Origin of the sequence: Rhizobium fabae, from assembly GCF_003985135.1 — a bacterium.
GTDB classification, from domain to species: Bacteria; Pseudomonadota; Alphaproteobacteria; order Rhizobiales; family Rhizobiaceae; genus Rhizobium; species Rhizobium pisi.
The window spans coordinates 149,682-161,934 of sequence record NZ_ML133652.1 but is presented as its reverse complement, the minus strand read 5'-3'; the positions used below and the strand labels follow the sequence as shown (position 1 = coordinate 161,934).

Annotated in this window: 13 protein-coding genes; 5 read left to right on the top strand and 8 right to left on the bottom strand. The window is 59.6% G+C overall.

Features of this window, described 5'->3' with window-relative positions; translation table 11 throughout:
• The first annotated feature begins 81 nt into the window (after nucleotides 1-81).
• Nucleotides 82-513: a hypothetical protein gene (locus tag EFB14_RS18070; protein WP_126827675.1), complete on the top strand. Its 432-nt coding sequence runs from the start codon at nucleotides 82-84 to the stop codon at nucleotides 511-513.
• A gap of 6 nt (nucleotides 514-519) precedes the next feature.
• On the opposite strand, the gene EFB14_RS18065 is transcribed toward EFB14_RS18070, so the two are convergent.
• Nucleotides 520-1,161, bottom strand: coding sequence for a LysE family translocator (locus tag EFB14_RS18065; protein ID WP_126827673.1), 642 nt, complete (start codon nucleotides 1,159-1,161; stop codon nucleotides 520-522).
• 197 nt (nucleotides 1,162-1,358) lie between these two features.
• Here EFB14_RS18065 and EFB14_RS18060 point away from each other — a divergent pair, with 197 nt between their 5' ends.
• A complete protein-coding gene (locus EFB14_RS18060) occupies nucleotides 1,359-2,765 on the top strand; it encodes an adenylate/guanylate cyclase domain-containing protein (RefSeq protein ID WP_126827671.1) in 1,407 nt (468 codons plus the stop codon).
• Nucleotides 2,766-2,905: 140 nt separating this feature from the next.
• Here EFB14_RS18060 and EFB14_RS18055 read toward each other — a convergent pair whose 3' ends face one another.
• Nucleotides 2,906-4,129 (bottom strand): argininosuccinate synthase, encoded by a 1,224-nt coding sequence (locus EFB14_RS18055; RefSeq protein WP_126827669.1) that lies wholly within the window; start codon nucleotides 4,127-4,129, stop codon nucleotides 2,906-2,908.
• A 178-nt stretch (nucleotides 4,130-4,307) separates the two neighbouring features.
• Between EFB14_RS18055 and EFB14_RS18050 the strand changes: the two genes are divergently transcribed.
• Nucleotides 4,308-5,159, top strand: coding sequence for an SDR family NAD(P)-dependent oxidoreductase (locus tag EFB14_RS18050; protein ID WP_126827667.1), 852 nt, complete (start codon nucleotides 4,308-4,310; stop codon nucleotides 5,157-5,159).
• An 84-nt stretch (nucleotides 5,160-5,243) separates the two neighbouring features.
• Nucleotides 5,244-5,885, top strand: a complete 642-nt coding sequence (locus EFB14_RS18045) for a LysE family translocator (RefSeq protein ID WP_126827665.1) — start codon at nucleotides 5,244-5,246, stop codon at nucleotides 5,883-5,885.
• Nucleotides 5,886-5,923: 38 nt separating this feature from the next.
• On the opposite strand, the gene EFB14_RS18040 is transcribed toward EFB14_RS18045, so the two are convergent.
• From EFB14_RS18040 to EFB14_RS18015, 6 genes are all read right to left on the bottom strand, one after another.
• A complete protein-coding gene (locus tag EFB14_RS18040) occupies nucleotides 5,924-6,220 on the bottom strand; it encodes a hypothetical protein (protein WP_126827663.1) in 297 nt (98 codons plus the stop codon).
• A 221-nt stretch (nucleotides 6,221-6,441) separates the two neighbouring features.
• Nucleotides 6,442-7,236 (bottom strand): ABC transporter ATP-binding protein, encoded by a 795-nt coding sequence (locus tag EFB14_RS18035; RefSeq protein ID WP_126827661.1) that lies wholly within the window; start codon nucleotides 7,234-7,236, stop codon nucleotides 6,442-6,444.
• Nucleotides 7,233-8,111 (bottom strand): ABC transporter permease, encoded by an 879-nt coding sequence (locus EFB14_RS18030; protein ID WP_126827659.1) that lies wholly within the window; start codon nucleotides 8,109-8,111, stop codon nucleotides 7,233-7,235. The genes EFB14_RS18035 and EFB14_RS18030 overlap by 4 nt, the downstream gene beginning before the upstream one ends.
• A gap of 129 nt (nucleotides 8,112-8,240) precedes the next feature.
• Nucleotides 8,241-9,194 (bottom strand): ABC transporter substrate-binding protein, encoded by a 954-nt coding sequence (locus EFB14_RS18025; protein WP_126827656.1) that lies wholly within the window; start codon nucleotides 9,192-9,194, stop codon nucleotides 8,241-8,243.
• A gap of 93 nt (nucleotides 9,195-9,287) precedes the next feature.
• Nucleotides 9,288-10,517, bottom strand: a complete 1,230-nt coding sequence (gene rlmN / locus EFB14_RS18020) for a dual-specificity RNA methyltransferase RlmN (RefSeq protein WP_126827654.1) — start codon at nucleotides 10,515-10,517, stop codon at nucleotides 9,288-9,290.
• A gap of 302 nt (nucleotides 10,518-10,819) precedes the next feature.
• Nucleotides 10,820-11,335 carry an invasion associated locus B family protein gene (locus tag EFB14_RS18015; protein ID WP_125846052.1) on the bottom strand — a complete coding sequence of 172 codons (516 nt, stop codon included), beginning with the start codon at nucleotides 11,333-11,335 and terminating at the stop codon, nucleotides 10,820-10,822.
• Between the two features lie 337 nt (nucleotides 11,336-11,672).
• Between EFB14_RS18015 and EFB14_RS18010 the strand changes: the two genes are divergently transcribed.
• Nucleotides 11,673-12,233 carry a sigma-70 family RNA polymerase sigma factor gene (locus EFB14_RS18010; RefSeq protein WP_126827652.1) on the top strand — a complete coding sequence of 187 codons (561 nt, stop codon included), beginning with the start codon at nucleotides 11,673-11,675 and terminating at the stop codon, nucleotides 12,231-12,233.
• Nucleotides 12,234-12,253: the final 20 nt, after the last annotated feature.

Below are 12,253 nucleotides of genomic sequence, written 5' to 3'. Positions count from 1 at the left end.
ATTAACCATTTGTTAACGATTGACGCGAATCAGGCGCAAGCGCTAGATTCCCGATAATCTTCTTGTAAGGGGACATGCGGCATGGAAATTTTTTCTGTGCGGTCTTCTCAGAGTTTGCTATTTAAAAACAATCCTAATAACGCAAAAAGTTCGAAGACCTCTGATATTGCAATCGAGACCAGAGCTCCCGCCCCGGCCTCATTCCAGATCGAAGACGATGTTGGCGAAGGCCCGGATTTTACCGCGGTCAGCCCGGGAGAGCTGCGCAATTACGCGCGCCAGAGTTTCGACAGCGGCCTGATCGATCAGAATACCTATGCCGCGATCTCCGAGCCGCTGCCGATGCATGCGATCGATCCGCTCGGCAACGTCATCGATCTCTCCAGCGTCACCGACGGCACCAGCTTCAATTTCCTCGACTATTACAAGAACCAGCTGCAGGTCGCCATGTCGATCGGCGATCCGAATGAAGTTCAGACGCTGAAATCGATCGTCAATTTCCTGGATGGCTGATCGCGCTTAGGCCTTCCGCCAGCCGAGCAAGCCGGGCGTCGCATGCCATAGCGCCTGCGCGGCAAATCCCATGAAGAGAACGCCGGAGCAGCGCACGATCAGCCGCTCATGCGCACGATAGAAGCGGCGCACCGCGCCCGCGCCGATAACACCGATCAGGATAATGTCGGCCGTCACGAAACCCAGGAATGACACACCGAGCAGCAGCGGCAACGCCTCGAAATCGAGCGCGCCGGCCGAGCCCGCGACCAATGCTGTGAACGTGGCAAGCGCCACCGGATAACCCTTCGGATTGGTGACGCCGAAGATCAGCCCACGGCGAAACGGCCGCTCGACCATGACAAGCGACTGCCCCTCCGCCTTCGGCTTGGCATTGACGGCGCTCCAGCCGATCCAGGCGAGATAGAAGCCACAGGCAAGGCCGAGCAGGTCGAAGACGAAGGTCCCGATCGTCTTTGCGCCGACGATCGCGATCAGTGCCAGTGACGACCAGATGATGTCCCCGACGAGATGCCCCATCATGAAGAAGGCGCCGGCTTTGCGGCCTTGCCCGGCGCCGATGCCGAGCAGTTGCAGGAAGGCGGGTCCCGGAATGAGCACATAGAAGAGCGCCGCCAGGAAGGCGCCGAAGACCAGTGACTGCGTCATGGGAATGCTCCGGAGGACGATCATGACAGAGTAAGTGATCGCGGGCTTCCGTCAAGGGTGGTTGCACGGCCATGAAAAGCGGGATCAGATCGGGAAGCGGACAGTATCGGGGCCACGGATATCTATTGGGAAACTCCCGTGTTATGATGCGGTATCGGCGTCGTCCGCCGTAGGTTCTGCGCACAGAGACTTGTCTGATGAGCGAAGTGGACGTGCTTTTTGCCACACTGCGACAGGCGGCCGACCCGCGGACGGTGGAGTGCATCGAGAACGTGGTCATACATGGCTTGGATCGCGATCTCAATCGCATCAATGCGCTCGCCTTTGCCGATAAGCACCATCTCGACGAAGAGAAAACGATCGCGGCGTTTCTCCATGCAGCGCGCATCGGCGTGTTTGAGATGACCTGGAATGTCCTTTGCCCAGGATGCGGCGGCGTCCTTGACAGCGGCGCAACCCTCAAAGGGGTCGTCCAGGACACCTACCATTGCGCACTCTGCGCTGCTGGATATGAACCAACCCTTGACGAGATGGTCGAGGTAACGTTCACGGTCAATCCGCGTGTTCGCAGGATTGCCGCCCATGAGCCCGATCTGCTGCCTCCGCTTGAGTATTACCGCCAAATCTTCTTCAGCTCTGGAGTCGACTTGCCGGAGAACCTGGAAGCGAAATTCGCACGCATTATGCTTGAGATGATCGAGCTGGCTCCGGGCGAGAAAGCTTTCGTCTCACTGCAACTGCCCGCGCATTTCGTCATCATCTTCGATGCGGTAACACACTCGGCACAGTTCATCGACGTAAAGGGTGAACCGACCGACGAGCGTCAAAACCTCTCGATGGTCATCAGCCGGGGGCATGCGCTGAACGAGACGCTGACGCTGCGTCCCGGCTTACTGCGGCTCACCCTCGAAAACCATTCCGATCGCAGAGTGGTGCCGAACGTCTGCGTGGCAGGAGATGACCTGCATGAGTTGCTGGGCCGCAGGCGAGGTTTTCTGACGGCCAAACGGCTGCTGACGAACCAGAGTTTCCGGGACATCTATCGGACTGACACTCTCGACGTCGACCAGCGCCTCAAGATCACAAGCCTGACTTTCCTCTTCACTGACTTGAGGGGTTCGACGGCTCTTTACGAGCGCGTCGGAGATCTTGCCGCTTTCGATCTGGTGAGAGCGCATTTCAGGGTTCTTCACGAGATTGTCGCGACAGAGGCCGGAGCGGTCGTCAAGACCATAGGCGATGCGGTCATGGCAACCTTTCCGAGCCCGGACCGCGCGGTGGCGGCCGCGCTGCGGATGCGGCAGGCGATGCTCCGACTGAATGCCGAACACGGTAGCGACGATCTTCTCCTGAAGATCGGCATCCATGAGGGGCCATGCCTCGCGGTCAACCTGAACGACCGGCAGGACTACTTCGGCCAGACCGTCAACATCGCCTCCCGCGTCCAGGGTCTTGCCGATCCCAATGTCATCATGACGACGGAGGCGATTGTCGGGGACGCCCAAGTTTCAGAGATCCTGCGCAACAGCGGCATCTCATCAGCCTCGCGGATGGAGGAGCTTCAAGGCATCGGGAGAGAAGTAAGAATCTTCGCCCTGTCGTAAGCTCAGTCCGCTCTTCGGCATCCAGCCCACTTGGGCAGCCAGCGCTGGCGCTGAATGCCATGGCACTTTCTACCTCAGCCCACGAAAAAGCCCGCGTGGCGATGCCGGCGGGCTCATCTCCGTTCGAAAGAGAACCGCGATTACTTCGCGAGGTTCCGCTTGCCGAGCGTGCGCAGGCGCAACGCGTTGAGCTTGATAAAGCCGGCCGCGTCCTTCTGGTCGTAGGCGCCCTGGTCGTCCTCGAAAGTGACGAGCTTGTCGGAATAGAGCGACTTTTCGCTCTCGCGGCCGATGACCATGACGTTGCCCTTGTAGAGCTTCAACGTCACTTCGCCTTCGACATGCTCCTGGCTCTTGTCGATCAGCGCCTGCAGCATCTCGCGCTCCGGCGAGAACCAGAAGCCGTAATAGATCAGCTCGGCGTAACGCGGCATGATCTCGTCCTTGAGATGAGCGGCACCCCGGTCGAGCGTGATCGATTCAATGGCGCGATGTGCCGAAAGCAGGATCGTGCCGCCAGGGGTCTCATAGACGCCGCGCGACTTCATGCCGACGAAGCGGTTCTCGACGAGGTCAAGACGGCCGATGCCGTTGTCGCGGCCGTAATTGTTGAGCGTCGCAAGCAGCGTCGCCGGAGACATTTCGACACCGTTGATCGACACGGCATCGCCCTTGCGGAAGCCGACCTTGATGGTGGTCGCCTTGTCGGGGGCTGCTTCCGGCGAGATGGTGCGCATATGCACATACTCGGGAGCTTCCTGCGCCGGATCTTCCAGAACCTTGCCCTCGGAGGAGGAGTGCAGCAGGTTGGCGTCGACGGAGAACGGCGCCTCGCCCTTCTTGTCCTTGGCAACCGGGATCTGATGCTGTTCGGCAAAAGCGAGCAGGTCCGTGCGGCTCTTGAAGGACCAATCACGCCACGGAGCGATGATCTTGATATCGGGGTTCAGGGCATAGGCGGAAAGTTCGAAACGGACCTGGTCGTTGCCCTTGCCGGTCGCGCCGTGAGCGATCGCGTCAGCACCGGTCTTCCGGGCGATATCAATGAGGTGCTTGGAAATCAGCGGACGGGCGATCGACGTGCCGAGCAGGTAGACACCTTCATAGACGGCATTGGCGCGGAACATCGGGAAGACGAAATCGCGCACGAATTCCTCGCGCACATCCTCGATGTAGATCTCCTTGATGCCGAGCATCTCGGCCTTCTTGCGCGCCGGCTCCAGCTCTTCGCCCTGGCCGAGATCGGCGGTGAAGGTGACGACTTCGGCGCCGAGTTCCGTCTGCAGCCACTTCAGGATGATCGAGGTGTCGAGGCCGCCGGAATAGGCGAGCACGACTTTCTTCACGTCTTTGTATGATGCCATGGTGATGAGGTCCGTTACATAAAGCCCGGTGAAAACCCGGTGTCGCGGCACTTTTAGCGAGATTGGCGCGTGACGCAAGGGCAAGTGCGACGGCTGATGGCGCCGATACCGTTTGACAGTCCGAAAGCGGAGCCCATATTCGGCAACGCCAGAACAACGCTCCAGGAGAGGCTGAGCCGTGACGAATATTCAAGACATTTTCAAGAAATCCAATGTCGCCGTCATCACCGGCGGCGCGTCCGGCATCGGCCTTGCCGCAGCAAAACACTTTGCCAAGGCCGGCATGAGCGTCGTCATCGCCGATCTCGGCGGCGATCGGCTGGCGAACGCCGCCGACGAACTCAAGGCCATTGCCGGCGAGGAAAACGTGATGGCGGTCGAAACCGACGTCGCCAGCCGGGACTCGCTGGAAGCGCTCGAACGCGCCGTGCTTCAGCGTTTCGGCCGCGTGCACGTGCTGATGAACAATGCCGGCATCGGCCCGGAAACCTCGATTTTCAGCCCCCAGGCGAACTGGGACAATATCCTCGCCGTCAACCTGATGGGTGTCATCAACGGCACGCGCACCTTCGGCCCGAAGATGCTGTCGCACGGCGAGCCCGGCCTCGTCATCAACACCGGCTCCAAGCAGGGCATCACCACGCCGCCGGGTAACCCCGCCTATAACATCTCCAAATCAGGCGTGAAGGTGTTTACCGAAGCGCTGGAACACGAGCTTCGCAACACCGAAGGCGCAAAGATCTCCGCGCATCTTCTGATCCCAGGCTTCGTCTTCACCGGCCTCACCAAGGGCGACCGCTCGGAAAAACCGGCCGGCGCCTGGACGCCGGAGCAGACGGTCGATTTCATGGTCGAAAGCCTCGAACGCGGCGATTTCTATATCCTGTGCCCCGACAACGACGTTGCCCGCCCGGTCGACGAACGCCGCATGGCCTGGGCTGCCGGCGACATCATCGAGAACCGCCCGCCGCTGTCACGCTGGCACAAGGACTATGCCGACAAGTTCAAGGCCTTCCTGGAACAGAAGTGATCGGCGCCATCAGCAGGTTTGATTGGTAATTTTCCGAAAGCCGGGTAAGAGATCATCAGGTCTTTCCGGCTTTCAGAGAGTGCCATGGATTTCCTGCCCAGCCTGCCGACCCTTGCTGCCTTTGCCGCCGCCACGCTTCTGCTCGCGGCCACCCCGGGCCCTGATATGACGCTGTCGATCAGCCGTGCGCTGGCCCAGGGCAAAAAGGCTGCCCTCTTCGTCGTCGTCGGCACCAGCCTCGGCATCGTCGTCCACACCATGCTGGTCGCCTTCGGCATTTCGGCGCTGATCACCGCTTCGCCGACCGCCTTCCTGATCCTGAAGACCGGCGGTGCAGCCTATCTGTTCTGGCTCGCAGTGCATGCGATCCGCTTCGGTTCGAAGCTCACCGTCGCCAAGGTCGAGGCGCAGAAGGGCACCGCGCTTGCGAACATCTCGTCCGGCTTCTGGGTCAATCTTCTGAACCCGAAGGTCATCATCTTCTTCATGACCTTTCTGCCGCAATTCGTCAGCGCCGGCGATCCCGCCGTCACGCAGAAGCTGCTTTTCCTTGGGCTTTGCTTCATTCTGATCGGCATGCCCGTTAATGCCAGCGTGATCTTTGCCGCCGACTGGCTCACGTCATGGCTGCAGAACAACAAGAAGGTTTTGCGCGGCATGGACTATACTTTTGCCGGCGTCTTCTCGATCTTCGCAGCCAAAATCCTGCTCACGCAGGCTCGATAGGCCGAATTCAGCCGATCAGCCCGCTGCCTCGGTCATCTCTACGCCTCGGATGAAATAATAATTTTGCGTATTCCCATATATAAGAACAACAAATACACAGAAGATCTTCCCTTGTACGCATCGTTTACGAAATTTCGCAGATTTATGAAGTCATCAGGCACAATTATGCTAGCTGCTCTTTCTTCGTCACTTAAGCTGTAATCTTTCGGCGCCTTAGAAAGCTCCAGGGCAGCGATTTTGTAATTATCAATCAATTTCGGTGCGTTTTGTTTTATGTATGAAAACGCATCATTGATTTCATTTGGTGCGGGAGGTACAATCTTGGAGTTGCCCATATTTCCGCTCAAATTCGAAGAAGCAATTATATTGTTGAAGTTGCTTCGCGAGCAGATCATAAGTATCTGCTTTCAGCACAACATCCTAAGCTAGTCGTCAGGACTGAATACTACTCCGCTCGTCGCTAGGCGCAACAGCGACACTGTAAATCGACATGCCTGTCTAGCGCCCAAAAGGATCGGAGATACTGACGCCCTTGGCCGATCAGCGCGCTGTTGGTTTAGCCGATCAACAAAGCATCGTCGTCGAGCGTCTGGCCGCGCATCTTGCGGAACATCGCGATCAGATCCTCGACCTGCAGGTTCTTCCTGTTGTCGCCCGCGACATCGAGAACGATCTCGCCGCCATGCAGCATGATCGTGCGGTGGCCGTAATCCAGCGCCTGGCGCATGGAGTGCGTCACCATCATCGTCGTCAGCTTGCGCTCGGCGACGATCTTCTGCGTCAGGTTCATCACGAACTCGGCCATACCGGGATCGAGCGCCGCCGTATGTTCGTCGAGCAGCAGCACTTCCGAGCCCGCAAGCGTCGCCATGACGAGCGAAACGGCCTGCCGCTGCCCGCCCGAGAGAAGATCCATGCGGTCCTTCAGCCGGTTGTCCAGCCCGAGATTGAGTTCGGCGATCCGCTCCCGGAAATAATCGCGCCTGACACCACCGAGCGCCGGCGCAAGCCCGCGCCTCTCACCGCGCCGGGCGGCCAGAGCGAGGTTTTCTTCGATCGACAATGCGCCGCAACTTCCCGTCAACGGATCCTGGAAGACGCGAGCCACGAGTCCGGCGCGCGCCGCCGTCGACTTGCGCGTCACCTCGTTCTTGCCGATCAGCACCTGTCCTTCACTTGGAATGACGTCGCCGGCGAGCACGCCGAGCAGCGTCGATTTGCCGGCGCCGTTGGAGCCGATGACGGTGACGAAGGATCCCTGCTCGATGGTCAGGCTGACGCCGTTCAACGCCTGCTTCTGCAGCGGCGTGCCGCGTCCGAAAACAACCTTGATGTCCTTGACGCTGATCACGATGCGGCACCTCGGCGAAGACGGGGAAGAATGAGCGCGAAGGTCACCAGCACCGCCGTGACGAAATTGAGGTCGGAGGCCTGCAACCCGATGACGTCGCTCGAAAGCGCCAGCTGGATCGCGATGCGATAGAGGATCGAGCCGAGCACGCAGCCGATGAGCGCGATCAGCAGGCCGCGGCGTCCGAGCAACGTCTCGCCGATGATGACGGCGGCAAGACCGACGACGATCGTCCCGACGCCAGAGGTGACGTCGGCAAAACCGTTGGTCTGGGCAAACAATGCGCCGCCGAAGGCCACCAGCGCATTCGAGATCGCCATGCCGAGATAGATCTGCCGGCTGGTATCGACGCCTTGGGCGCGGGCCATCCGCGCATTGGCGCCGGTCGCGCGCATGGCAAGCCCGGCGTCGCTTTCCAGGAAGCGCCAGACCAGGATGAGGGCGACGATGACAAGAACGCCGACGAAGAGCGGTCGCACGTAGAAATCACGAAGTCCGTGACCGAAGAACGGGCTGATCATCGTATCGGCATTGATAAGGGCGACGTTGGGTTTGCCCATCACCCTCAGATTGACAGAAAAGAGCGCGATCATCGTCAGGATCGAGGCAAGCAGGTTGAGGATCTTGAAGCGCACGTTGAGCAGCGCCGTCACCATGCCCGCACCGGCGCCTGCCGCCATGGCGATCAGAGCCGCAAGCCAGGCATTGACGCCAGCAATAATCAGCACGGCCGTCACCGCCGCGCCAAGCGGAAAGGAACCATCGACCGTCAGGTCGGGAAAGTCGAGAACTCGAAAGGCGAGATAGACCCCGAGAGCGACGAAGGAATAGACCAGTCCAAGTTCGACGGCCCCCCAGAATGCGATTTGGCTCAAGGCTTCCGCCCCTTTTCTATCCGTTTCCGCTCCGCACCTTCCGCGAAACATCAGGCTTTTAATACCATCAGCCGCCCCCGCATGGAACGGGAGCGGCTGTAAACTCGATCAGCGATAGAGCTGCCTTGTTTATTCGATGACTTTGGTGGCGCGCGAAAGCACGCTCTGCGGCAGGGTGACACCCATCTTCTGGGCTGCCGCCTTGTTGACGACGAGGTCGCTGCCGGCGGCGGTCTTGACCGCGATGTCGCCCGGGTTTTCGCCCTTCAGCACGCGCACGACGATCTCGCCGGTCTGCTTGCCAACGTCGTAATAGTTGAAGCCGAGGGCAGCGATCGAACCGCGCGAAACCGAGTCCGTATCGGCGGTGAAGAGTGGCAGCTTGCTTTCTTCGGCAACCGCGACAGCGCCTTCGAGCGCGGAGATGATCGTGTTGTCGGTCGGAATGTAGATCGCATCGGCGCGGCCGACGAGGGCGCGGGCAGCACCCTGGACTTCAGCCGATTTGGTGGCGGCCGACTCGACGACTTTCAGGCCAGCCTTCTCGGCTTCGGCCTTCAGCACGGCGAGCAGCGAAACGGAATTCGCCTCACCGGAATTGTAGAGATAGCCGATGGTTTTCACATCGGGCAGGATTTCCTTGATCAGCGCCAGGTGCTCGGCGACCGGCGACATGTCGGAAAGGCCGGTGACATTGCCGCCGGGCTTGTCCATGTTCTTGACGAGCTGGGCGCCGAGCGGATCGGACACCGCCGTGAAGACGACGGGAATGTCGCGCGTCGCGGAGACGACGGCCTGGGCCGAAGGCGTAGAGATCGGCACGATGACATTAGGCTCGTCGCCAGCGAACTGGCGGGCGATCTGGGCTGCCGTCGCCGGATTGCCCTGCGCCGACTCGAACACGAATTTCAGGTTCTCGCCCTCTTTGTAGCCAGCCGCCGTCAGCACATCGAGAACACCCTTGCGGGCTGCATCCAGCGCCGGGTGCTCGACGATTGCCGTCACGGCAACGGTCACGTTATCGGCCTTAGCGGGCAGGGAAAGGGCCAAAGTTGCGGCAAGAGCGAGCAGAATCGGGCGCATGGGTGTCCTCCTGAATGATTTTGGCGGCACTATTAGGAAAAGCGCATGCTTAAATCAATGCAGGAGAATTGTAGCGAGGATCAAACTTGCTGATCAGTCGTCGGCGCCGTGATTGGCGATCATCATCGCTTCGAAGGCCAGGCGCTCGGTTTTGCGCATGCGTTCGGATTCCGATTTCAGCTGGCCGCAGGCGGCAAGAATGTCGCGGCCGCGCGGCGTGCGGATCGGCGAGGCATAACCTGCCGAATTGATGAAATCGGCGAATTTCTCGATCTGCTCCCAGTCGGAACACTGATAGTTGGTGCCGGGCCAGGGATTGAACGGAATGAGGTTGATCTTCGCCGGCACGCCCTTCAACAGCTTGATCAGCCCTTTGGCGTCTTCCAGGCTGTCATTGACGTCCCTCAGCATCACATATTCGAAGGTGATGCGCCGGGCGTTGGAAAGGCCGGGATAGGCCCGGCAGGCCTCGATCAGTTCCTTCAGCGGATATTTCTTGTTGATCGGCACCAGAATGTCGCGCAGATCGTCGCGCACCGCATGCAGCGAGATCGCCAGCATGACGCCGATCTCCTCGCCGGTACGGAAGATTTCCGGCACGACACCCGAGGTGGAAAGCGTCACGCGGCGCTTGGAGAGCGACAGGCCATCACCATCCGTGGCGATCAGCAATGCCTGCTTGACGCTGTCGAAATTATAGAGCGGCTCGCCCATGCCCATCATCACGATGTTGCTGACCTTGCGGCCTTCGGCAGGCATGATCGTACCCTGTGGCGCTTCGCGGTCCGGGAAGTCGCCAAGCCGGTCGCGAGCGAGCAGCAGCTGTGAAAGAATCTCCTCGGCCGTCAGGTTGCGCACCAGACGTTGCGTGCCGGTGTGACAGAAGGAACAGGTGAGCGTGCAGCCGACCTGGCTGGAAATGCAGAGTGTGCCGCGGCCTTCTTCCGGAATGTAGACGGCCTCGATCTCGACCGGGCGCCCTGCGCCCCGCGGGGGAAAGCGCAGCAGCCACTTGCGCGTGCCGTCGTTGGAGACCTGCTCCTCGACGATCTCGGGACGCGCTATGGTGAAATGCTGTTTCAGCATCTCGCGCATCTCCTTGGCGACATTCGTCATATGGTCGAAATCGGAGACCCCGCGCACATAGATCCAGTTCCAGAGCTGCGAGACGCGCATCTTGATCTGCTTCTCGGCGACGCCCTTTTCACGAAGGGCTGCTCCCATTTCGTCGCGAGACATGCCGATCAGCGACGGCTTTTCGGCGTCGGCAAAGGCGCGCGCGGCCTGAGGCTTGTTAATGGTCATCGCATCCATGACGGACATAGTCTTTCATCCCGAAGTCGAACATGTGACCGCTGCAAGCCCAAGGGCTTGCCGGGATAAGCCGGAAGACTTGCGGGCGCATGACGGCACATTGGCAGAAAATGAATGGCGGAACGGCGACTGATATCCCGCTCTGTCCGCTGGTTGCGCGGCATTTAGCATCATTTTGCCCGCGCGTCACTATCAAGCATGTCGCCCAAAAGTGTGAAGTGGTTTTGGGAGAACGGCATGCATAAAACAAAGAGCTAAATGGCAAAGGCCGGCGCAAGGCCGGCCCTTGAAACTTTGCGGATGAAAACTGCTTACTTGCAGGTTTCGATCTGCTTCAGCGCGGCCGATATGCCGGAGAGCGAATAGCTGTAGGAGGTGCCTGTGCCCTTGCGCGAGACGGCATTCACCGTCATCGAATGCCCGGTCTTCATCGCGGCGACGAGGGCCGGCTCCTGCGCGGCATTCTCGACCCAGCCGGCCTTGTCCTTGGTGAACATCACGAAGGTCTTGTTGTCGATGACGACGTTGATCTTCGAATTTTCCTTCACCGTGTAGCCCATCATCGCCTGCGGTTCGTAGGAGATGTTCTGGCCGGGGCGCTGCGAGACGATGAAGAAATTATCACCGTGATCGACACTTGCCGGCTGCTTTGCGGTCGGGACGGACAGGACGTAGCAGACGGTGCTGTTGCCCGACTTGTAGGAATAGGCGCCCCATGCCTGGAACTGCTGGATGCGGGTTGGCGCGGCAGCGGGCTGCTGCGCTGCCGCTACTCCGGCCATAACAAGGGTGAGTGCGAGGGCGGATACGATACTTTTTACAAACATGGATTCCTGCCGGTTCTTGCGATTCAAGGCCCGAAGCGATCATAGCGGGCAGCGCATAATCACGATCTGCTTTATTTTGACTTAATTCAGGTTACCAAATGGTCAACAATGGCTGCAGATTTGTATCTGCCTGTGTCATTTCAGCTCGAGTGTCAATTTTGCCCCTTTTGACGGTATCTGTCGTGACACCTTGTTCCGATGGCACCGACCGTCCGTTCGGCTGAATTTAAGACACAAAGATTCAGGCAAGAGTTTGACCTTTCCCAATTCCGTTGTACCTCATTAAGACTTGGAAATCCGGGACGAAATTTTCGCCGCAGGGGGCTCGTGAGAGGACATGGATGCCGAGGAAAGACAGCGTTTCGCTGCCCTCGCGAAGGCCGTCGCGGAGGATCGCGACCAGCAAGCCTTTTCCATCCTGTTCGATTATTTCGCGCCCCGCCTGAAGGCCTGGCTGATGCGCCAGAAAATGACGAGTGGCGAGGCCGAGGAACTGGTTCAGGAGGTCATGATCGTACTTTGGCACAAAGCCGGTCTCTACGATGCCACGCGGTCTTCGCTTTCGACCTGGCTTTTCCGCATTGCCCGCAATCGCCGGATCGACTTGCAGCGCCGCGCCAGCACCCACACCTTCGATGAGACCGACCCGGCCCTGCAGCCGCCGGCCGGGATCGGCGCCGATGAAATGATCGCCAACGACGACCGTGACGCCAAGATACGCGCCGCCGTCGGCCAGCTGCCGGAAGAACAGCGCGACATGCTCCGCGCTGCCTTCTTCCTCGGTCAATCGCATTCGGAGATCGCCGAGGCGACCGGGCTGCCGCTCGGCACGGTGAAGTCGCGCATCCGGCTTGCCTTCGGCAAGCTCCGCAAAGTGCTGGAGCAGGAGAACGCCTAAAGCACCTCGCCCGGGAAAAC

Coding starts and splice junctions, on each gene's coding strand:
- EFB14_RS18025 (WP_126827656.1), bottom strand. CDS start 9,194: ATGCGCCCGATTCTGCTCGCTCTTGCCGCAACTTTGGCCCTTTCCCTG.
- EFB14_RS18070 (WP_126827675.1), top strand. CDS start 82: ATGGAAATTTTTTCTGTGCGGTCTTCTCAGAGTTTGCTATTTAAAAAC.
- EFB14_RS18065 (WP_126827673.1), bottom strand. CDS start 1,161: ATGACGCAGTCACTGGTCTTCGGCGCCTTCCTGGCGGCGCTCTTCTAT.
- EFB14_RS18015 (WP_125846052.1), bottom strand. CDS start 11,335: ATGTTTGTAAAAAGTATCGTATCCGCCCTCGCACTCACCCTTGTTATG.
- EFB14_RS18060 (WP_126827671.1), top strand. CDS start 1,359: ATGAGCGAAGTGGACGTGCTTTTTGCCACACTGCGACAGGCGGCCGAC.
- EFB14_RS18045 (WP_126827665.1), top strand. CDS start 5,244: ATGGATTTCCTGCCCAGCCTGCCGACCCTTGCTGCCTTTGCCGCCGCC.
- rlmN (WP_126827654.1), bottom strand. CDS start 10,517: ATGTCCGTCATGGATGCGATGACCATTAACAAGCCTCAGGCCGCGCGC.
- EFB14_RS18010 (WP_126827652.1), top strand. CDS start 11,673: ATGGATGCCGAGGAAAGACAGCGTTTCGCTGCCCTCGCGAAGGCCGTC.
- EFB14_RS18040 (WP_126827663.1), bottom strand. CDS start 6,220: ATGGGCAACTCCAAGATTGTACCTCCCGCACCAAATGAAATCAATGAT.
- EFB14_RS18055 (WP_126827669.1), bottom strand. CDS start 4,129: ATGGCATCATACAAAGACGTGAAGAAAGTCGTGCTCGCCTATTCCGGC.